At 53.3% G+C, this 19,837-nt stretch carries 20 protein-coding genes; 11 read left to right on the plus strand and 9 right to left on the minus strand.

Going from position 1 to position 19,837, the window contains the following annotated elements; translation table 11 throughout:
- Window positions 1-7 precede the first annotated feature (7 nt).
- Complete coding sequence (gene cpaB, locus SJY13_RS17720; RefSeq protein WP_377192756.1) at window positions 8-967, minus strand: Flp pilus assembly protein CpaB; 960 nt, start codon at window positions 965-967, stop codon at window positions 8-10.
- Window positions 968-1,111: 144 nt separating this feature from the next.
- Complete coding sequence (locus tag SJY13_RS17725) at window positions 1,112-1,288, minus strand: Flp family type IVb pilin (protein ID WP_081894601.1); 177 nt, start codon at window positions 1,286-1,288, stop codon at window positions 1,112-1,114.
- 240 nt (window positions 1,289-1,528) lie between these two features.
- On the opposite strand from SJY13_RS17725, the gene SJY13_RS17730 reads away from it, so the two are divergent.
- The gene (locus tag SJY13_RS17730) at window positions 1,529-1,735 is read left to right on the plus strand and encodes a hypothetical protein (protein WP_377192758.1); all 207 of its coding nucleotides are present in this window, start codon (window positions 1,529-1,531) and stop codon (window positions 1,733-1,735) included.
- Between the two features lie 82 nt (window positions 1,736-1,817).
- The gene (locus tag SJY13_RS17735; RefSeq protein WP_377192760.1) at window positions 1,818-2,660 is read left to right on the plus strand and encodes a helix-turn-helix transcriptional regulator; all 843 of its coding nucleotides are present in this window, start codon (window positions 1,818-1,820) and stop codon (window positions 2,658-2,660) included.
- 674 nt (window positions 2,661-3,334) lie between these two features.
- On the opposite strand, the gene SJY13_RS17740 is transcribed toward SJY13_RS17735, so the two are convergent.
- The gene (locus SJY13_RS17740; RefSeq protein WP_377192762.1) at window positions 3,335-4,552 is read right to left on the minus strand and encodes a hypothetical protein; all 1,218 of its coding nucleotides are present in this window, start codon (window positions 4,550-4,552) and stop codon (window positions 3,335-3,337) included.
- Window positions 4,553-4,758: 206 nt separating this feature from the next.
- On the opposite strand from SJY13_RS17740, the gene SJY13_RS17745 reads away from it, so the two are divergent.
- From SJY13_RS17745 to SJY13_RS17775, 7 genes are all read left to right on the plus strand, one after another.
- Window positions 4,759-5,430, plus strand: a complete 672-nt coding sequence (locus SJY13_RS17745; protein WP_377192764.1) for a PepSY domain-containing protein — start codon at window positions 4,759-4,761, stop codon at window positions 5,428-5,430.
- Between the two features lie 38 nt (window positions 5,431-5,468).
- Entirely contained in the window at window positions 5,469-6,128 is a 660-nt protein-coding gene (locus tag SJY13_RS17750) for a response regulator transcription factor (RefSeq protein ID WP_377192766.1), read from the plus strand.
- On the plus strand, window positions 6,128-7,486 hold the full coding sequence (locus tag SJY13_RS17755) for an ATP-binding protein (protein WP_377192768.1): 1,359 nt from the start codon (window positions 6,128-6,130) through the stop codon (window positions 7,484-7,486). Before SJY13_RS17750 ends, SJY13_RS17755 begins: the two co-directional genes overlap by 1 nt.
- Before the next feature lie 162 nt (window positions 7,487-7,648).
- Complete coding sequence (locus tag SJY13_RS17760; RefSeq protein ID WP_377192770.1) at window positions 7,649-9,472, plus strand: ATP-binding protein; 1,824 nt, start codon at window positions 7,649-7,651, stop codon at window positions 9,470-9,472.
- Window positions 9,466-9,855: a response regulator gene (locus tag SJY13_RS17765; RefSeq protein WP_377192772.1), complete on the plus strand. Its 390-nt coding sequence runs from the start codon at window positions 9,466-9,468 to the stop codon at window positions 9,853-9,855. The genes SJY13_RS17760 and SJY13_RS17765 overlap by 7 nt, the downstream gene beginning before the upstream one ends.
- Entirely contained in the window at window positions 9,855-11,114 is a 1,260-nt protein-coding gene (locus SJY13_RS17770; RefSeq protein WP_377192774.1) for an adenylate/guanylate cyclase domain-containing protein, read from the plus strand. Before SJY13_RS17765 ends, SJY13_RS17770 begins: the two co-directional genes overlap by 1 nt.
- 553 nt (window positions 11,115-11,667) lie before the next feature.
- Complete coding sequence (locus SJY13_RS17775; RefSeq protein WP_377192776.1) at window positions 11,668-12,591, plus strand: tripartite tricarboxylate transporter substrate binding protein; 924 nt, start codon at window positions 11,668-11,670, stop codon at window positions 12,589-12,591.
- A gap of 53 nt (window positions 12,592-12,644) precedes the next feature.
- Here SJY13_RS17775 and SJY13_RS17780 read toward each other — a convergent pair whose 3' ends face one another.
- Window positions 12,645-13,547: a LysR family transcriptional regulator gene (locus SJY13_RS17780; protein WP_377192778.1), complete on the minus strand. Its 903-nt coding sequence runs from the start codon at window positions 13,545-13,547 to the stop codon at window positions 12,645-12,647.
- Between the two features lie 102 nt (window positions 13,548-13,649).
- On the opposite strand from SJY13_RS17780, the gene speB reads away from it, so the two are divergent.
- The gene (gene speB / locus SJY13_RS17785; protein ID WP_377192780.1) at window positions 13,650-14,681 is read left to right on the plus strand and encodes an agmatinase; all 1,032 of its coding nucleotides are present in this window, start codon (window positions 13,650-13,652) and stop codon (window positions 14,679-14,681) included.
- 202 nt (window positions 14,682-14,883) lie between these two features.
- On the opposite strand, the gene SJY13_RS17790 is transcribed toward speB, so the two are convergent.
- Entirely contained in the window at window positions 14,884-15,783 is a 900-nt protein-coding gene (locus SJY13_RS17790) for a LysR family transcriptional regulator (RefSeq protein ID WP_377192782.1), read from the minus strand.
- Between the two features lie 125 nt (window positions 15,784-15,908).
- On the opposite strand from SJY13_RS17790, the gene SJY13_RS17795 reads away from it, so the two are divergent.
- Entirely contained in the window at window positions 15,909-16,439 is a 531-nt protein-coding gene (locus SJY13_RS17795) for a cytochrome b (RefSeq protein ID WP_377192784.1), read from the plus strand.
- A gap of 390 nt (window positions 16,440-16,829) precedes the next feature.
- Here SJY13_RS17795 and SJY13_RS17800 read toward each other — a convergent pair whose 3' ends face one another.
- The 4 genes from SJY13_RS17800 to SJY13_RS17815 are packed head-to-tail and all read right to left on the minus strand — an operon-like array spanning window position 16,830 to window position 19,816.
- The gene (locus tag SJY13_RS17800; RefSeq protein ID WP_142640372.1) at window positions 16,830-17,399 is read right to left on the minus strand and encodes a TetR/AcrR family transcriptional regulator; all 570 of its coding nucleotides are present in this window, start codon (window positions 17,397-17,399) and stop codon (window positions 16,830-16,832) included.
- Window positions 17,400-17,402: 3 nt separating this feature from the next.
- Entirely contained in the window at window positions 17,403-18,461 is a 1,059-nt protein-coding gene (locus SJY13_RS17805; protein ID WP_377192786.1) for a flavin monoamine oxidase family protein, read from the minus strand.
- Window positions 18,462-18,464: 3 nt separating this feature from the next.
- The gene (locus SJY13_RS17810; RefSeq protein WP_377192788.1) at window positions 18,465-19,148 is read right to left on the minus strand and encodes an SDR family NAD(P)-dependent oxidoreductase; all 684 of its coding nucleotides are present in this window, start codon (window positions 19,146-19,148) and stop codon (window positions 18,465-18,467) included.
- Entirely contained in the window at window positions 19,148-19,816 is a 669-nt protein-coding gene (locus SJY13_RS17815; RefSeq protein ID WP_271952720.1) for a cupin domain-containing protein, read from the minus strand. The genes SJY13_RS17810 and SJY13_RS17815 overlap by 1 nt, the downstream gene beginning before the upstream one ends.
- Between the last annotated feature and the right edge of the window lie 21 nt (window positions 19,817-19,837).

Genomic DNA, 19,837 nt, shown 5'->3' on the forward strand with positions numbered 1-19,837 from the left:
TTCTGCCTCACTGTCCAGAGTTTTGGCTGACTTCGATTTCGCGGATTTTGGGTCTTACCCCAGGCACTGCGTCTGCAGGCGAATCTTTTGCATCCGTCTGATTGTCGGGCACCACCTCAGAGACCGGGTCGGCGGCGGTCGCACCTTCGGCGTCCCGAGGGGTTCTCTGGATCGTTACCACTTCGGATTCAGTGCCCCGGTTCACCCTGACAGTGGGTTGAACTTCTGCTTTTTCCGCGGGGCCTTCTTCTTGTAACAGATCACGCAGGCGCACCATTTCCATTGGCGCGTCTTCGACCCCGTCCAACGTTCTGAGGGTCAGGCTCAGCGTTCCGGCCTTTTGGGCCAAAGCAAGACGCTGGCCTTGTTGTGGCGTCACTTCTACGGTGATCGTGCGGGCGACTTCGGGTTGATCGCTTAGTTCTTCAGACTGTTGATCTACACCAATCACACGGATGTTCTGAAGTATCGTCACAGCGCGCAACTCCATTCTCGCGCCCTGTGTCAATACAATATCGACCCAGTCACCGGGAGTAACAAACCCACCCACCGCAGTGACCGCGTCAACTTTTATCGACATAGCACGCGTGTTTTCACCAAGTTTCTGGACCAAAGTGACCTTTTCACCAAAATTCGAAACCTTCGATAACAGCATCACTTCGCCAGGGTAAAACCGCCCCTTGGCGCGGCGCAGCTGACGTCTGCTTTCGGGAACAAGCACGTCTATGTCCGTAAACACACCGGCAGGCAGCGCGTCGCGGGGCCACGAATGAACAGCGACGTCGTGTTTTTCAATCGTCTGACCAAATGCGATTTCCGACCGGGCGACGTAAATTTCCACCAGATCGGCATTTGATGACGGTCCGGTGGCGCTTGTTTTAAACTGAATGTGATCTTTCGCCAGGTACACGGAACCGGAGGCAATCGCGATCCCGAAGAGCGTGGTGATAAATGGTCTGATACGCATCTCTGTCTCCAAAAGTTACGCTCAAAAAATTCGAAACATCTGTAGTTGTCGGCTTTCGAAAATCCCGGCGGTAAATTCTGCGCCTCTGCAAAAACGCTAGGCGCAGAATTATGTCGTTTTGTGCGAACGCAAGCTCGCCAGCTGTCAGCAGGTAGCGCTGCCCAGGGCGGTGCAGGCGGCAGTCACGTTGTTGTTGGTTTCCGTGCCAAGATACGTGAAAGCACCAACCGCAATCGAAGCGACGACCAAAAGGGCGAGGCCATATTCAACAATTGCCGCACCGCTTTCTTCTTTTACAAACTTGTTCATGAATTTAGTCATGTTTCCCCCGAAAGGTTAAATTGAGATCGACGTTGCGCAGTATTGCAACGCAAGCCAGGCATTCGTGCAGTAGCTCTCCAATTACGGTAATTGCGCTAAAGCCCCGTTCCTTCCGTCAAGAATGGTAATTATACTACTTTATGATGTTTTTACGAATTATAACTCCGCCTTTAGGAGAATCTTTTTAACCACAGATTAACGGGTCATTCACAAACAAACGAATCATCGATTCCGGAAACAATGGGCCAGAATTTGGAGAAAATGTGGAGGAAACATGAGGAGATTTCGGCGCAAGAAAATCGCAAATCGGAAGAAGGAAATTCAAATTTATTCCGAAATTCAAAAATTTTACTGTTTAAAAACATTGAATTGAAAGATGCTTCTCGCAAAAATTTCAAACGTGCGCCTATAGCGGCGGTCACAAAACCAGTTGTCGGTCGAACCTAAGCAGAACAAGTTTGAATGGACGGTGGGGGCCGTGTCGGGAGCCTGACTGAGCTGGCTTTTTGTTAGGTGGATTGTAAAAGTAATGAGTAACAGTTTTTCGAAAAGCGTTCGCGCGCAGGACAGTTTGAATTTTGTAATGGAGTGGGCACAGGCATTGAATGGCAGAAAGTCCATTTCAAACGTTCTGAATCAATTAATGCGGTTGGCAAGTGCAGATGCCGCACTAATTTCACGATTACCGATACCAAGCGGAAAAATTAAATACGTTGCACGTCACTGCATTCAAGAAGGGAAAATATGGCCTTATCAACCACAAGCACAGGCAGAGTTGATTTTGGGCGCGTGTTTAAAAACAGCGAAAACTGGATCGATATGGAAATTATCAGATCTGACAGACGCTGAAGGCGTACCGTCGCTTTTGTGTCGAGATCAGATCCCAAGCGAGTTGGGTGAAGCCATTGTGGTTCCACTTGAGGTATCGGCGGGCCACTGTGATCATCTGGAGTTACACTACCAGCACCGGCCTGCGCGTCATAACTTGGATCTGGTGACAGTTTTGGCGTCAACACTTGCATCTGGTTGGGGACATCGCCCCCCGGGCTCAATCTCGGCAAAACTCAATCAATTCCGAGGCCACGGCGTCAGGGCAATCGGGGACGCCGAACTCACACCCATTCTGGATCCTGAAAATCCAGCGGCGCTCAGTCGGAGCGAATTTCGGGTTTGCGCAATGATGAAAGAAGGAATGACAGTCAAAGTGATTTCAAGCACCCTTTCGGTCTGTCCTGCCACAGTTCGCTCGCACCTGAGCTCGATTTTTTCCAAGACGGGTGCATCCAATCAGGTCGAACTGCTGCACCTGTTGAACCGAAAGGCAGATAGCACCAACAATGCCAGGACCTTTGGGACCGCGCGCTTTGGCTGATTTCGCGTGATGCTTTGATACGGCAATACAAATCGACAGTGATGGCTACGCACTTATTGTCTACGCATCGGCAACAACATTAACAGAACGTGAATAGTGTATTCTTTCAGTGTTCAACCTCTATCAGGCATACTCTTTTACTCGGGCCAACCGCGAAACTATATGCTTGGTCCTTTGTTAGGGGAAAAGCTGATGAAGTCTGCCACTGAAGTTGCTGCTGTGAATCAAGTCCTCCAAGGCATGAGATCTACTGGTTCCACCGTGCGAATAGAGCTCTCAAACACCGCGAAGTCGAACACAGGTCGATTCCCTCCTATCGAAAGTGCTTTGATGGACATTATTAACAACAAGCGTCTTGATGGGGCGAAGAAGACCGCCTGATCTCCTGTCACGACATCTGCAGTTTTACCGGGACACGTCCTACCCGGAAAAACTTAAAAGCAGAGGCCCGCTCCTGCCGGAGCGGGTTTTTTGATTGGTAAAGTAGGATATCGGTGCTTCGAACTCTGCAAGTGGCCAAACTGTGGGCGGCCAGCAAGAACCACTTTGGTTGTCGCGTTCGTGCTGGACGCAACCTTCTAACCGCCGCTCGTGGCAAAGAATTGGGAAAAGAAGTCGCCCAAAGCAGCGACAGCTGCCTCTGCGACTTCGTCACCCGCTTGTTGGCGCAGGGATTAACCGTTGTTTGCCAACTCTTCTTCTGGTTTCTCGTCAGAGGTTTCGTCTTCTGCCACCGGATCGGTGCTAACGTCGTCATCGTATTCTTCATCCGGAACACCAAGTGCGCTTTTGACCGCTTTGTCATCTGGATTTGAGGCCCGTACGGCGTCCAGGACGCGATCTTGCTGTTGCATTGCTTTGGTTTCGTCGTCAGAAAAATCGCCCTTGTAATGGCCCAGAAGGCTGTCCTCTGCTTCATGCACTGCCTCTGCAGAAGCCTGTTGATCCTCAGTTGGACGATCAATCGGGTTTCCGTCGTCATCGGTGGTTATGTCGTGTGCATCTTTAACATTCTGTGCGTCATCCAAGACATCAGGATCAGTTGTTCCTGGATTCGCTGCTTCGTCAGCCAGAACATCCTCGGCCTCTTGCAGGGACATGGGGGCATCGTCCAAATACCCAAATGCCGCTGAGATTTCTTTTATATCCTCAGGGCTGTATGGATTGTCTTCCCCCATGGCATGATTGAATTTAGCGTCCGCTACGGCGAGACCGGCGGCAAGACTGACCGGCCCGGTACCCTTCGTAAACTGACCATTGGCAATATGCGCAAGCTTTGCATTGACGCTGGAGTTGATAGCACCATTCAGCTTGCCAAGGTTGCGCGGTTCAAGCGTACCATCCTCAAGATACTTTGCTTTGCGACTAGCGGGTCTCAGAGATTTCTTAACTGTCGTTCTTTTTGTTTGCGCTTTGGTGCTTAGCGTCTTGTTGCCTTTGAACAAGCTCTTGATGCCGCCTTGTCGCTTGTTGTTGGCTTTGCCTTTGCTCCCGGTCATCAGGCCCTTCAGAGAGAATTTTCCGCCCTTCGAAGATTTCGACTTGGAAGCCCCTGATCCAGAAGTGTTTCGGCCTGACTTTCCAGCAGCTTTACTTGTGTCACCCTTAGACGCGGCAGATCCGCCACCCTTGCTGTGGCCTTTTCCATGGCCGCCACCATCGCCTTGGCTGTTCCCGCCGCCATTTCCGTTGCCGCCGCCGTTGCCGCCACCTTTTCCGCCAGAATTGCCATTTCCATTTCCGCCGCCGTTTCCTTTACCACCGCCGTTTCCCTTGCCTTCCTTTGCGAAGGCAACATCCGGCGTTACGATCGCTCCAACAATCGCTGTGGACCCCAGTAAGGAAATTGCCATAGCGGAAACCTTCATTAGGCTGGTCAAACTGGTTTTCATGACAATCCTCGTTTGTTGAATGCAAATCTCGCCTAACAGCGCGTATCGATACGCTCCGAAAACGCTGGGGTTTGTGTCGGAATCAGGAACCAACGCCCAGATTAAAGCCCATTATTGTTGAACCCGCGACTAACTGTCCGTTCACCGCCAGTTCACCTTAAAACCAGTAGATTTTGGGGGTGCATGCGCGATAATGAGTATTGAAGATGAAGAGGCTTCTGATCATCGCTTATCTGTTCGCCTTTCTCCAGGCTGGAGAGGGGCATGCTGCTGCGCGTGAATTGAAACAGTCTGAATTGCGCAAAGCGACAACATCCGGCAGCGCCATTCGGCTGAAAAGAGTCATCAAAGGTGTGGAAAGGGTCTTTGGCGGGACCCCGGTGGACGCCCGCGCCTTTCAGGCTGACAAGGTCTACTACCGCATTCTGGTCAAAAAACCCGACGGAAAAATTATCAGCGTCATCGTCAATGCTCAAACGGGCGTTGTCGTGCCCAATCGTTCTACTGTTGGACGCCAGATCTCCGACGCGGCTCGATCCACAACGGGTAACTCTGCCAACGCTAATTCCCAGGCGAAATCCAACAACGGCCAGGCGAACAGCGGGAACGGGAACGGAAACTCCGGCGGGAACGGGAACGGCAACTCCGGTGGAAACGGGAACGGCAACTCCGGTGGGAACGGCAATGGCAACTCCGGTGGGAACGGCAATGGCAACTCCGGTGGGAATGGGAACTCCGGTGGGAACGGGAATGGCAACTCCGGTGGGAACGGGAACTCCGGAGGAAACGGGAACGGAAACTCCGGCGGGAATGGGAACTCCGGTGGGAACGGGAACGGGAACGGAAACTCTGGCGGGAACGGTGGTGGTAAAAAATAGTGTTTAAACTATTGATCACCCACCTGTAGATTCGAGAAATGAGAATTTTAGTCGCCGAAGACGAACCGCACCTTTGCGATCAAGTCAAAAAACTGCTGAACGCAGAGGGTCGAGTGGTCGACATTGCCAATAATGGCGTTGATGCCCTGCATTTGGGCTCAACCGAACCGTATGACATGATCATCCTCGACATCGGTTTGCCGCAGCGCGATGGTATCTCTGTTTTGCGTGAATGGCGGGGAGCCGGCATCAAGACACCGGTTTTAATACTAACGGCCCGCGATGGCTGGAGCGAACGGGTCGATGGTTTGGATGCGGGTGCAGATGACTATATGACCAAGCCGTTCCATTTGCCGGAACTGGCTGCGCGGGTCCGCGCCATTCTGCGTCGTCAAAGCGGACAGCTGAACCCTGTAATCGAGATGGGGAATGTCATTCTCGATACTCGCTATGGTCGGGTGACCGCCGACGGAATTCCGGTTGACTTGACCGCACAGGAAATCGCGGTGCTAACCTACCTGGCTCATAACGCGGGTCGTATGGTCCCAAGAACTGAGCTTTCGGAGCATATCTACGAATATGATGGCGATCGGGACTCAAACACCATTGCTGTTTTCATCAATCGCCTACGCAAGAAGTTGGGACCTAACTTGATCACAACGGTTCGGGGTCGTGGATATATGGTCGATTCTGACTGATGTTATCACTGCGTCAACGGGCTTTGTTTGGAGGGGTCGCATCCGGGGCTTTATCCGTTGGTGTGGGCACGCTGGCTGTTTTCTCTTATATTGATTCCCGCGTTTCAAGTCAGTTCGACGCCGCGCTTCTTGACCGGCACACGCAACTTGTCGTCGGGCTGAGTGTGACAACACAGAACCCCGATGCATTGCGCGATATCATGTTCGATCCGGCCTATAGCACGCCATATTCAGGCCGATACTGGCAAATCTCAAACGCGGGCGGAGAGGTTTTCACGTCCGCTTCGCTGTTTGACGAAACCATTGCGGAACCGTCCGGTTCTCGTGAAAACGCCACACTTTGGAACACTTCTGGGCCTGAAGGCGAAGTGCTTCGTAGCGCCTATCAAACAATTTCATACGAGGATGGAACCATTTGGGGCATCAGCGTTGCCGAAAGCCAGTCCCAACTGCTCAATGAACGTAGGGCAGCTCAGCGCAGTTTGCTGCCCGTATTTGGGCTTGTTGGCCTTATTGGTGTTGCGGGTTCTTTGCTGCTTATGACGTTTATTCTGGGGCCACTGCAAAAACTGCGAACGGATGTGTCTCACCGATGGGACTTTGATGACGACCTCGACCCGGCGGATTATCCCGAAGAGGTGGCCCCTCTGGTCGAGGACCTCAACCAGCTCTTACGTCGCAATCGGGACATCGTTTCCGGCTCTCGCAGGCACGCTGCCGATCTCGCTCATGCTCTGAAAACACCAGCGGCCATTCTGCGAAACGAACTGCAAGGCATGACCGAGAGCGATATCAGCACTGGAATCGCTCAGGAGGCTTTGGATCGGATTGATGCTCAACTCGGTCGGTCGCTTGCGCGGCTGCGGGCGATGAACACAGCAGAGCTGACGCATTCTCGCACAGATGTTTCAAATTCGGTCAACCGGCTAATACGGCTTTTCTCAACAATGGCTGAGAGAGATGGGAAAACCCTTGAAATCAATAATGATCCTGAACTCTGGGTCCGCATGGACACTCAGGATATAGAAGAGGTTCTAGGAAATTTGTTAGACAACGCGGTCAAATGGTGTCGCAGCACCGTAAGACTGACAGCACAGCGCCGGGCAGGAAGTATCGAAGTTTGCATCGAAGATGACGGCCCCGGAATTCCAGAAGATGCACGGCCCGAAGCGCTGCGATCCGGGGGGCGTCTTGATACCTCGTTCAAAGGCAGCGGGCTAGGATTGGCAATTGCAGTTGATTTGCTGAACGCTTACGGTGCCCGGCTCGAATTGGGGAAATCGGACTCCCTGGGTGGATTGAATAGTCGGGTGGTGATCCCGACCAACATAAAACCAACGCCGGCGCAAATGAGTTAATACGATACCCTACCATCCCTGGCCTTGAAAAAGAGCGTTGCCTGAAGTGGTGTTACGCCTCTGCGATCGTCACTTCATTGCAAGTAGCAAGCTTTGGCGCTTTCCAAGTCATTATGACGTCTCTAGGTTTGGCGGAGTAACTAATTATAGGCTGGTACTCGTTTGACGGACCTCAATGATCAGGAATTCGAAAGCGAGTTGCGTATCCACGAAGCGTTGGATGTTGCTTCTACAACGCCTATCTTTTCGTTTTACACACTCCTAGCCTATTCGGTGATAATCACTCAGATTGGTTTCGCAAATCTGACACCACCCGCGATTGCAGCGGTGGCGATATTACTGATCATGAATCTGTTGGGGTTGAAAAGCTATTACAAGCTACGCAACAAGCCGCGTCCGAAATCAATTTCCCCACGTCGGTTGCGCGTGTTTCTAATCACGTCGTTAATCCTTGGCACGAGCTGGGGCAGTTTTAATTTCTTCATGATTCCAACCTTGGAACCACATGAACAAATGTTGCTGTACCTTTTTACATTCATTGGTGGATTTGGCGGGGCCACAACAGTTTCACTCAGGGTTTCATGGGGGTTTTCTGGCCCGATCATGGGTTTGACGTGGTTGGCAATGCTACTTTGGGGCTCGCTTGATTGGTATATCAACACAATCACGGTTCTGGGGTCCGTATTCGCAATCACACAGCTTACGCTTCTGACTCGGAAAAGTGCGATCAAAGGCATCGAATTGACGCTGGCTAACACAAAGGCGCTGGACGAGCAGCTTAAGGCCGAAAATCAGATGCGTGAACTGGCGCGCATTCCCGAAGAAAACCCAAACCCGGTCTTGCGTATCACGGAACAGGGTGAATTAACTTATGCAAATAAGGCGAGCGCTCCATTGATCGAAGCACTGCAGCTGAGGGTTGGTGACAGAGTAGGAACGGGATGGCGCAAGCGCGTCGCCAAAGGTTTGAGTGGGGATCAACGGCAAGATTTCGAGTACGAAGCCGGTGGTCAGATCTATACCCTTTTGCTTTGGCCTGTTCCGGAAGGCGGGTACGTGAACATTTACGGCCGGGATATTACCACCCAAAAACGTGCTGAAAGTGAGCTGCGTGTAGCAAAGAATTCTGCTGAAGCGGCCATGGAGGAAGCAGAGAAAACTCTCGCCGATCTTAAAAAGACGCAAAACTCACTTATCCATGCCGAGAAAATGGCAAGTCTGGGTCAGTTGACGGCGGGTATTGCTCATGAAATCAAAAACCCGCTGAATTTTGTCAACAACTTCTCCAAGCTTTCAGCAGAGATGATGGACGAACTGATCGCAGTCTTAAAGGCGCCCATCGCAACGCTGGAAGAAGAAGACCGGGAGGATGCCCAAGATCTGATGCAGACGGTCACAGAAAACCTGACAAAAATCGAAGAGCACGGGCGCCGGGCGGACAGCATCGTCAAAAACATGCTGATGCACTCGCATGAGGGGGGGGCAGAAAAGCAGCTAATCGATCTGAACGCGCTGGTTTTGGAGGCAGTGAACCTTGCATACCATGGCGCGCGCGCTGCGAATAAGTCGTTCAATGTGGATCTACAAACCGATTTGTCTGATGATGTCGGTCAGATTGAATGCCTGCCGCAAGAACTGCAGCGGGTGGTCTTGAATATCTGTTCTAATGGCATGTACGAAGCAGCCAAGTATGCGCGCGTATCCGACCGCGAGCCGCAACTGAAAGTAGCGACGCGCGTAAATTCTGGTCGCTATGAAGTGCTTATCTCAGACAACGGAGGCGGCATCCCGAATGACATGCGAGAGAAGATTTTTGACCCGTTTTTTACGACCAAACCCACCGGCGAAGGCACCGGGCTGGGCTTGTCGATGAGCTTCGACATCATAAAACAGCACGGTGGGTTATTGACGTTTGACTCCGAGGTAGGTGTTGGCACGACTTTTTGTTTTGAATTGCCCGCTCCAGGCGGTGACGACCTATGCTGACAATCCTGCTTGTGGATGATGAACCTGACGCGGAGGCTCTGTTCCAGCAGAATTTCCGGCGGGAAATCCGCAAAAAGCAATATGATTTTCTGTTTGCCCAATCTGGTGAGGAAGCCCTGAGTAAATTCGTCGAACCGGTTGCGCCCGATGTGCTAGTGTTGCTGTCGGACATTAACATGCCGGGTATGACCGGCATGGAATTGCTCGATCAGGTCATGGCACGGGTGCCGGACCTACCCGTCATTATGGTGACAGCCTATGGCGACAAAAATACTGAAAATGACGCGTTGATCCGCGGGGCACGCAGTCTGGTTTCTAAACCCGTCGACTTCGGGCTCTTGAAAGAGATGCTGTCCAGTATAATCGGCGAGACGGAGCGGTGATGGAAAAAGCGCGTATTCTTGTCGTTGATGATGAGCCTGATGTAGAGGCGCTTGTCACGCAGAAATTTCGGCGTGAAATTCGCAAAGGTCAGATGGAGTTTGTCTTCGCGCAGAACGGACAGGAGGCGCTGGATCATCTTGCGTCGGACCCGGATGTGCTGATGGTCTTGTCGGATATCAACATGCCAAAGATGGACGGACTTACATTGCTGAGCCGTCTCGGCGAAGATCACCAGGACCTCAAAACGGTTGTCATCTCGGCCTATGGCGATCTTGACAACATCCGCACTGCTATGAACCGCGGCGCTTTTGACTTTCTGACCAAGCCGATTGAATTCGAAGACCTCGAAACAACTATTCAGAAGACGCTGACCCATCTGCGGATGTTCCGACGTCTGCAGCGCGAAAAGGCCGAGGCAGAGCTCGCCCGCGCGACTCTGTCGAGATATTTCTCGCCGAGTGTTGTGCGTTCTCTATCGGAATGTCCCGGCGACGTTCAGAAAGGGGGAGAGCGTTGTGTCGCGACGTTTATGTTCACCGATATGGCAGGGTTCACTCCCCTGGTCGAAACCCTGGACTCTGAAACCATTGTGGCTCTGTTAAGCGACTATATTGACGGCATAGCAAAGATCGTTTTTGACAATGACGGAACGGTTATGAAAATCAATGGGGACGCCGTGAATGCAGTGTTCGGAGCACCCGTACAACAGCCTGATCACGCAACTCGCGCCGTGCAGACGGCGTTGGAAATTGATGTATTTGCAGAAAAGTTCCGGCAAGACTGGAATGACCGTGGCGTGGATCTGGGGGTCACACGCATCGGCGTAAATACCGGGCAGGCCATTGTCGGAAACTTTGGTGGAAAATCATTTTTTGATTACACAGCCTACGGCGACAGTGTGAATGTCGCGGCGCGGCTTGAAGCAGCGAACAAGGATCTTGGCACCCGGATTTGTGTAAGTGGCGCAACGCGCGATCAGATAGAAGATTTTTCCGGACGCCCGGCGGGCGACTTGTTACTGCCCGGGAAATCTACGGCGCTGGCTGCTTTTGAGCCGTTGCCCACTGACCAGAGCGCGCATCCTGCGATTAAAAAGTACTGCGAGGCATATGGAAAGCTGGCCGAAGACGCGGCAGACGCACGTCAGTCTTTTGCGGCCCTTGTTGCGGACCTGCCGAATGATCCGCTTACCCTTCTGCACCTGCAACGCACACTTTCGGGCGCTCGGAACGTAGAGATTAAGATCAGTCAGAAGTAGCATTAGATGCGGATTAGCTTTTCGACCACTGATCCGCACAATTGGGGTGGTGTGCCGACAACACTAGTTATTTCTTGATTTTCCGCTTCGGCTTTCCAGATTGCAGACGTTGGCGCAAACGTAGCGAAAGCTCCGCACGTCAGCCATCCATTGTGTAGATGATCGTGCGATCGCAGCGAATGTCGGCAATGTGGAAAGCGGACGCAGCATTGGGCGGTACTGGCTAACGGCTGGTATGGGCCGCTGACTGCCTATTTTTCAAAGGATGCAGCGCTGCCTCCGCTGTCTGCGACGGATGCTATCACTCGATACCATAGCCGCAACAAATGCCTGGTTGGTTCGGCTCTAGGGTGAGGGTTTGTGAATGCCTTTAGGATGTGGATTAGTTTTTCATTTGTGCTCCACATTGCCTACGAGAATTCTAAAATAAAGTTTCTAAATTTCAGATTTTTCGACAGCAGGCGCTGTGCCAGCCTGACAGCACAATAAAGCCCGCGCTTAAGTTACGAGCCGGACACTTTGACAACGACGTGCCAAATGGGAGATCAGGAAGATGCAATTGAAACCTATAGCCGCAGCCGTAATCTTAGGCGCTGCGACGGGTGCATTGGCCGACTATCCAGAGAAACCGGTACAGTTCATTGTACCTTGGCCGCCAGGCGGTGCCGAAGACATACTGACTCGCTTCATAGCGGATGAGTTCCAAGAAATGTATGGTGTTCCGGCCGCCGTTGTGAACAAGCCAGGGGGCGGGGGCGGTCCGTTCCCCGGAGCAATTGAAGTATCAACCGCGGCGCCTGACGGTTACACGATAGGCTCCTTTGTCATTGATGTACCTGTGGTTGGTCCAGATCTTGGCATACCCGAGCTTCAACCAAACCCGTTCGATGCGGTCGGCACCTTCATGACCTATCCCTTTCTGATCGTTGCAGCCGAGGACGCGCCGTATGACACAATGCAGGAACTGGCGGCGCATGCGCAGCAAAACGAGGTTGTTCTGGGCCATTTTGGCTCGGCCCTTATCCCGACGCGAGTGACGGTCGAGCTGGCCGATACTATGGGGTTCGAGTTTGGAGCTGATGCGGCCTTCGACAATGTGGACTGCAACGTTCTGGCCTCGGGTGATGTCGAAGTGATGAACTCGATTGTCTCGCTCGTGTTGCCCTGCCTGGACGAACTTAAGGTGCTGGCAACGCTCACTGAAGAACGCTTACCGATCCTGCCCGACGTTCCGACAGTGAAAGAACTGGCGCCGGAGTTGGATATCGTTTTATGGAATGGATTGTTCGTTCCCAAAGACACACCGGACGAGGTTGTCACCAAAATCGAAGCCGCAGTGCAATCAGCGTTAGAGAAACAAGAGCTGATAGATTACGTAGCAGAAAATGGCACCCCAGTTTACTGGCGGGATCGAAGCGCCACCGATGCACGCATAACTAAAGACAGCAAAACCTACGCTGACATTGCAATCGAATAACTTACATCTCCCCCTTCAGCCTGGTGGGTACTGCATCTGCCGGGCTGAATTCGTCAAGATCTATGGGCTGCCAGCAATTCGCTGACAAAGGCATCTACTACGTTTTTGTCGCGGGCACCTCGGCGCGTGATCAGTTTGAAATCAACATCAGTGCCAAATTGGTCCGGTAGAACCGCATGCAGCCGTCCCCGACTCTGCCAGAAACTGGCAAAATGATCCGGCAAGAACCCCACATACTGCCCTGAGCGGATCAGCATCACTGCCGCATCCATATTTTCTGCAATTGCGCTTGGTTCAGGCAATCCCAAATTTTGTTTCATCAGCTGGTGCTGCCCAGGGCCGGCAGAAACAAATGCTGATGACGCCAGCAACTCCCGCATCTGTGCGGGTGCTCCCGTGCGGGCAAGGGGATGGTCCGGAGCGCAATAAAGAGCCACTCGTTCGGAGAACAGCGGTTCATAGACGAGCCCGGGCAATTGGTTCGGAAACAAACCAATGGACAGATCGAACCGACCATCCAGCGTATAGGCTTCCTGATCTGCGGATCGGGCTTCCTCCAACCTGAAAGTCACCTTGTTCGGCCTTTCATGGAACTGCCGCATCGCCTGTGGCAGATGAAATTCTGGATTGGTGGCAATATTGGCCTGCAGTCCGATTTTCACTTCCCCGATCAACGTGTCGCGGATCGATGCAACGGTGAGATTGAAGTTTCCAAAAGCTCCGAACATGTCACGGGCCGCGTCATAGACCGCGCGGCCCCGATCTGTCAGGCGAAACCCGCCGCGGCCACGCTGGCACAGGACCATTCCGAGTTGCTCTTCAAGTTCTTTCATCTGCACGCTGATCGTGGCTGCTGATGTGCCAAGCGCGCTTTGCGCCGCTGAAAAGCCACCGCAATCGACCACGGTCGTAAAAACCTTGAGTTTGCGGATCGAGGCTTCGTGAAAATTCAACATGTAATACCCAATCGTTTTCCAAAGTATAGTTTCATTGTTTTGGATTTTTCAATTGATGGGTGCAGCTATTTTGTAGGGCGACACGGATCTTGGATTTGACGGATGGACGCTGACAAACTCTCTCGATTGCACCGCCTCGCGGAAAAGACCGACCTGAATGATCGTGCATTGAACGAATTTCTAGCAGCCAATCCCGATTTTGGAGGCGACAAGCCCGATCATGTAACGCCCTATGCTGGTCATTCGTCTTTTCTGCGGACTGGGGTCTGTGACTTATCGGACCTGGATATCGCGCTGATCGGAGTACCCTTCGACCTTGGCGTGACGAACCGCCCGGGTACCCGTTTCGGCCCGTCTCAAGTTCGGGAGCAATCCGTGCTGACATCGGGGCCGAAAAACCACGCGACGGGTGTTATTCCGGCCTTGTTGGCGCGCTACGGCGATGTTGGCGATGTACCGATCAAGCACACCTATGATCTGGAAAAGGCCACCGCCGAGATCGCGGCCTATTTCTACTCTGTGATCGATGCTGGTGTCATTCCTCTTTCAGTTGGAGGCGACCACTCGATCAGTTACCCAATACTGCAGGCCGTCGGACGTGATAGCCCGGTCGGGCTGATTCATATCGACGCCCATGCGGACACAGGCGGGCCATTCAACGGATCACGCTTTCATCACGGCGGCCCTTTCCGAAACGCGGTTTTAGACGGTGTTCTGGATCCCGAGCGCACAGTGCAGATTGGAATACGAGGCCGCGCCGAACCACATTGGGATTTTTCGTATGACTCAGGGATGCGAGTGATTCATATCGAGGAAGCTTTTGAGATTGGACTTGAGGCCGTGATCCAGGAAGTCCGAGACCTTGTTGAGGATGGGCCGACTTATGTTTCTTTCGATGTCGATAGCATCGACCCAGCCTTCGCTCCGGGAACAGGGACACCTGAGGTTGGTGGATTCCAGCCTCGGGAAGTGCAAACCCTGATCCGAGGGTTTCAAGGCCTGAATCTTGTGGGGGCGGACGTAGTAGAAGTTTCCCCGCCTTACGACCCGACGGGCAATACGGCGCTGGTTGGTGCAACGATGATGTGGGAACTCCTATGCATACTTGCGGACAGTTTCTCCGGTAAGGTTTGAAACCGGATCAAAGAACATTGTGTCCAAGCCCCAGAACGTGAACTCCTAAAACCAACCACCAAACATGACCAAGGCTTCGCACTACCGCATGGCTTGACCAATCAAAGGTCTCTTGTAGGCCGTTCAGCCCAGGAGATATGAGCTGAATAACGGCGCTGCAACAGGTTCTGCAAGAATGGTGCCTTAACTGTTTATGCATCCGTTAGGTCGAACGGGAGTGTTTTCCCGTCCTGTGCAATGCACGCAATTCTTCCGTCAGAAAATCGACAAACCGCCGGACGCGCACTGTTCTTCTGAGGTCAGAGTGTAAGAGCACCCAAAGCCATGGACCGGGAGAAATGTCCGTTTCCGGCATCCTGCGTATGTTGGGGAAAGCGGGCTCGATAAGAGTTGGCAAATGGGACATGCCGACAGACAGGTTAACGAGGTGCACTCTCATTTGTCCGTCAGTGACTTCGTGGCGCAGCGTCGCGTTCGGAAATGGCGAGGGTCGGGCCCAGCTTTGGGGCGCGCGGTTGGTCGGGGGCCCAATCCAGGTGAGGCCAACGCCGTCGGCGCTCGCATTTGGGACTATATTTTTGAGATAATCCTTACTGGCATAGACGCCAATCTCCAGCTGAAAAAGCTTACGTGCCACCACGTCGTCAGTCACGTCCTGCGCGACACGTAGCGATATGTCGGTCTCGTCCTTGGTGATAGATTCCACCTCTGATGTCAGCCGCATCTCGATGTCAATCTCTGGATATTGCTCACTAAATCGCGCGACAATCGGTGCCACAATGTCATAGGCAAGGGTCGGCGTCAGCGAGAACCGGATTTTGCCCGCCTCGCTACGATCAAGCCCTTCGACCCGTTTGCGTGCCGCAAAGATTTTCTGTTCTGCGTCTTCTGCCATTGGCAAAAGCGCTTCTCCGAATTCGGTGAGCGAAAAGCCCTGTCTGGACCGGTGAAACAATCGCACTCCATAGCTGGTCTCCAGTGCCTGGATGTTACGATTTACAGTGCCGTAGCTGGTTCCGACCATTTCTGCGGCTGACCGCAGACTGCCTGTCCGCGCCACGGCAAGGAAATGAGGCAAGAGCTCCCAATCAAACGTACGCATGTTCCACTCATGTAACAATATGTTCAGTTTGTTTCGTTTTATACTGTCCGACGTATCGATACAAGGAACTGAACCTAACCTTCTTCATCCGCGCTGCTGCGTGTCTCAAAGACTGGACTTTCACTATGAAACGATACCATCCCTTTTTCGTTGGCCTGCACTGGCTCATTGCTGTGATGATCCTTGTTGCGTTAATTCTTGGCGGCCCCAGCCTGGCAGAGATTCCAAATGATAGCCCGGACAAGATGTTTGGACTGACCGGTCATATGATCTGGGGTCTGACAATTGGGGTGCTTATGACCCTGCGACTGGCGATGCGCATCTTTGCCAAGGTTCCACCTCATGCGGATGCGGGCCGTTCAGCACTGAATTCGGGTGCGAAATTTGCGCATTTAGGGCTGTATGCGCTTGTCTTTTTGATGGTTGGCAGCGGCATTGCTCTTGCCTATTCAGCGGGGCTTTTCGCGATCATTTTTGGAGGGTCCGGGGCCGCCTTACCTCCAGCTTTCAGTGTTTTTCCAGCGCGTGTGGTACACGGCATTATTGGGACCGTCCTTCTTGTTTTGATCGGGCTGCACGTTGCGGGATGGGCTTATCACCAGTTCTACGTGCGAGACTGGCTGATCAGCCGCATGTGGTTTGGTAAGCGCAGCTAACACGCCGATGAACCGTTACGACGTTATGGGGGACGTGCGATGCTGCATACGACTTGGGGCTATGCTGGCCTGAGCGAGGGCACTGAACAGACACCATCCGTTCCAAGCTAAAAAAGAAACGATATCCTCGGTTAGCCTCAAATGTAGCGGTACCAGTCAATGACTGCTTTGTAGAAGCTGCACCGCAGCGTCTTGAGGCGCGATGGATGGCCGCTTTGGGCCGACTGCGATCGGGAACTGAAGCGACCCTGAGCAGATGCTGCACTGCCTCCGATATCCACAACGAGCCCAAAACGACCAATGCTGCAGAGCGCAGCAATGTTTGTTTTTGAACGTGCTCAAGTCCTAACGGATAAAAGCCAGCGTCGGGACGAAGGGTTGCGCATTGGTTTATTGAACCAATCGCTTGGACAAAATCTGGACTGCCGCTTCAAACCTTTGCGGGTCCTGTGCCACTCGGGCTGCCAGTTGTGCGCCCTCGAGCAAAGGCAGTGTTGCGGCGGCTTCTGCTGCCGGATCGGCAACATGCAGGATCGTTCCATCGCCCTGACCCAGTGAAAATACCCTCGCAAGCCATTCGGTCATCATTGTGCGAAAACGGTTCATCTCGGCAATCGTGTCTGCTGACAGATTTTCTGTACTGGTCGAAAAAGACACGCACAGGCACAAGCTTTGACCACCTTCAAGTGCGCCACGATACCGCTTGATCAAAGCGGCTAAGCGCGTCGCCCCTGTTGCATGGTCTTGATCAATCTCGCCACAGGCGGTTTCCAAATCTGAATAATACCGCTGCATCAGCGCGACGGCCAAAGCTGCCTTGCTGGCGAAATGATGGTGAATGCTGGCCTTTGTGATTCCGACGTCGGCGGCCAGGTCGGCATAGCTGAACCCATCAAAGCCACGCCTGCGCGCGGCCCGTTCAGCCGAATTGAGCAGAGTTGTCTTGGTGTCGGTCGCCATGTGTTATCCAAGATTTTGGGCGTTTAGGCTGTGTAGGACATTCTCTGCCGCTTCCAAAGCACCTTCGATATAGCCGCCGAAAACCGGGGCGACCTCTGTTCCTGCGAAATGCAGCTTTCCGTTCCACAGATTGCTCATCGCCTTCGGTAGATCGTATGTCGGATGGGCATATAGCGGTGCCTTATCCGCCTCAGTTGCAGTGTAGGGATCAATGGCCCAGTCTTTCAAGTAGAGCTTTTGGGGCTCGGCGGCTTCAGGCCCGAACAACCGTGTTAATTGTGCGTGCAGGTGCTGACGCAGCAGCTGTTCGTCCGCGCGACCTTGGGGCGGTACACCGATGAAGCCAAAGAGCGCGTATGGTCCGCCTTCATGGGGGGATGCATCATGGATTTCGACCATCGGTCCTTTCCGGCTCATTGCATCACCGGACAGTCCTTGTTTGCGCCAGAATGGTTTGTCGTACAGCGCAACAGCCTTGGCCTGACCTGCCATCCATGTCGCGATGCCTTTCATGGTTTGGGTGGCTTCGGCAGACAATGCGGGCGAAAATGCGATTTCGGCCGCAACACGTGGGGGCACAGCGAGGATAGCTTGATCCGCGTGGATCTGTTCGCCCTTTGCCGTTGTTGCAATGCATTGATCGCCGGACATGTCAAGTTTAACAACCGGCGCGTTTAGCTGTTTGCTATGATCCGGCAGGCGGTTGGCCAATGCGTCTGTCAGAGCAGCCAACCCTCCCTTTAGCCGCCATGACCCTTCCATTGATGAAAAACCCTGCCCGCGTTGCACGTTGCCATGTTCATCCTCAAAGGTCTGAGCGCCATCGGCGAATTGGTCGAACTTTGTCAGACCAAACCGATCAATCAGAGCTGCAATACGTGGCTGGCCCGGCCAGAACCAGGCAGGCCCCATGTCAAAGTAGCCTGCCTCCAGATGCTGCGTCATGATTCGCCCGCCAAACCGCGGGCGGGCCTCAATCAGCATATAGTCGCGCCCTTGCGCCTCAAGACGTTCGGCTAAGACAAGCCCTGACAACCCGCCGCCGACAATCAGCGTTTGCATGCGCTAGAACCCTTCGGATGCCGGGCGCAGATCTAGCTCGTGCGTCCATGTGGATTTGGGTTGGTGGGCGAGGCTACAGTAGGCCTCTGCGATGTCCTCGGGCTTCATCATCTTGCCCGGATCAAGGTTGTGCAGGTCCCGAGATCGCGCTGTATCAATGATACCGTCCAGAATCGCGTGGCAGACATGAACACCTGCTGGTTGATACTCCCGTGCAAGCGATTGCGTCAGGCCGCGCAAGGCGAATTTTGCGCTGGCAAAGGCCGAGAATCTTGTACCACCCCGCAAAGACGCTGTGGCGCCAGATACAATGAACGTACCACCGCCAGCGCGGACCATCGGTTGCAGTGTCGATTGGGCAAGCAAAATGGCAGACTGCACCATGGATCCCCACGTGCGTTGATAATCAGCAAGCCGGGTTTCTGCGAAAGGCGCGATGATCAGTTCGCTCGTGTTGTGGATCACAACCTTGGGCGGGCCATGTTCTGCGATAACCTGCGCCAGGATGCTGGGAACGGCACTCTCGTCCGTCAGGTCCATCTCAAAGAACTGGCCAATCACCGTTTCAGGTTGCGTGCGTCCCAAGCCAACGGCAGCAAAGCCATCTTTTGTGAAACGGGACAACAGGGACTGACCAAGGCCAGCCCCCGCGCCGGCCACAAGGACCAAAGGTTTTTCAACACTCATCAGACGGCAGGCGGTTTGGCGTGGGGCAAATGACCCGTCTTGATCCACAGCTTTGCCCCATCAGGGCCAGCCGTTGCAGACAGTTGATCGCCTTCCGGCAGTCGCAGCCATGCTCCTTTTTCAAGCGTATCGCTGCCTTCGGTGACGGAACCGGCAATCACCAGCATTTCGATCCCACCCACATCGGTATTTTCCAGTGTCGCGCCTGCATCAAGGTGGCTGTAGGTAACTGTTTCACGCGCATCACGGTGTAGTTCAGCCGTTGCGACACCATCCACAGGATCGGTCAGTTCTTCGGCCATGGTTTTGCGAAACTGATTGCGGTCGGCCATGTCGAACTGCCACAGCTTTACAAAGATCGTGCAGCCCGGCTCTGACCCCGGCGTATGTGCAGTGGTGGGAGGATTGCGCACATATGTCCCTTCGGGGAAGTCGCCATGTTCGTCCTGAAATACACCATCAAGCACGATGAATTCTTCGCCACCTGTATGGGTGTGTTCCGAAAATTTGCTGCCCGGCGCATAGCGCACAATCGTCGTGGCACGGGCAACTTCGCCGCCGATGCGGTCCAGCATACGCCGATCCACACCGGGCATAGGCGAAGCGTTCCACTCAAGCTGTTCAGAGTGAACAACCACGCGTGTTTTAAAGTCTGCGTTCAGTTCCATGTTTTTCCTTTCGGCTTGAGT

The organism is Ruegeria meonggei (genome assembly GCF_042768335.1).
In the GTDB taxonomy this organism is placed as follows: domain Bacteria; phylum Pseudomonadota; class Alphaproteobacteria; order Rhodobacterales; family Rhodobacteraceae; genus Ruegeria; species Ruegeria meonggei.

Coding starts and splice junctions, on each gene's coding strand:
- SJY13_RS17745 (WP_377192764.1), top strand. CDS start 4,759: ATGAAGAGGCTTCTGATCATCGCTTATCTGTTCGCCTTTCTCCAGGCT.
- SJY13_RS17750 (WP_377192766.1), top strand. CDS start 5,469: ATGAGAATTTTAGTCGCCGAAGACGAACCGCACCTTTGCGATCAAGTC.
- SJY13_RS17805 (WP_377192786.1), bottom strand. CDS start 18,461: ATGCAAACGCTGATTGTCGGCGGCGGGTTGTCAGGGCTTGTCTTAGCC.
- SJY13_RS17800 (WP_142640372.1), bottom strand. CDS start 17,399: ATGGCGACCGACACCAAGACAACTCTGCTCAATTCGGCTGAACGGGCC.
- SJY13_RS17755 (WP_377192768.1), top strand. CDS start 6,128: ATGTTATCACTGCGTCAACGGGCTTTGTTTGGAGGGGTCGCATCCGGG.
- SJY13_RS17790 (WP_377192782.1), bottom strand. CDS start 15,783: ATGCGTACGTTTGATTGGGAGCTCTTGCCTCATTTCCTTGCCGTGGCG.
- SJY13_RS17795 (WP_377192784.1), top strand. CDS start 15,909: ATGAAACGATACCATCCCTTTTTCGTTGGCCTGCACTGGCTCATTGCT.
- speB (WP_377192780.1), top strand. CDS start 13,650: ATGGACGCTGACAAACTCTCTCGATTGCACCGCCTCGCGGAAAAGACC.
- SJY13_RS17770 (WP_377192774.1), top strand. CDS start 9,855: ATGGAAAAAGCGCGTATTCTTGTCGTTGATGATGAGCCTGATGTAGAG.
- SJY13_RS17740 (WP_377192762.1), bottom strand. CDS start 4,552: ATGAAAACCAGTTTGACCAGCCTAATGAAGGTTTCCGCTATGGCAATT.
- SJY13_RS17780 (WP_377192778.1), bottom strand. CDS start 13,547: ATGTTGAATTTTCACGAAGCCTCGATCCGCAAACTCAAGGTTTTTACG.
- SJY13_RS17765 (WP_377192772.1), top strand. CDS start 9,466: ATGCTGACAATCCTGCTTGTGGATGATGAACCTGACGCGGAGGCTCTG.
- SJY13_RS17725 (WP_081894601.1), bottom strand. CDS start 1,288: ATGACTAAATTCATGAACAAGTTTGTAAAAGAAGAAAGCGGTGCGGCA.
- SJY13_RS17735 (WP_377192760.1), top strand. CDS start 1,818: ATGAGTAACAGTTTTTCGAAAAGCGTTCGCGCGCAGGACAGTTTGAAT.
- SJY13_RS17815 (WP_271952720.1), bottom strand. CDS start 19,816: ATGGAACTGAACGCAGACTTTAAAACACGCGTGGTTGTTCACTCTGAA.
- SJY13_RS17810 (WP_377192788.1), bottom strand. CDS start 19,148: ATGAGTGTTGAAAAACCTTTGGTCCTTGTGGCCGGCGCGGGGGCTGGC.
- SJY13_RS17775 (WP_377192776.1), top strand. CDS start 11,668: ATGCAATTGAAACCTATAGCCGCAGCCGTAATCTTAGGCGCTGCGACG.
- cpaB (WP_377192756.1), bottom strand. CDS start 967: ATGCGTATCAGACCATTTATCACCACGCTCTTCGGGATCGCGATTGCC.
- SJY13_RS17730 (WP_377192758.1), top strand. CDS start 1,529: ATGGGCCAGAATTTGGAGAAAATGTGGAGGAAACATGAGGAGATTTCG.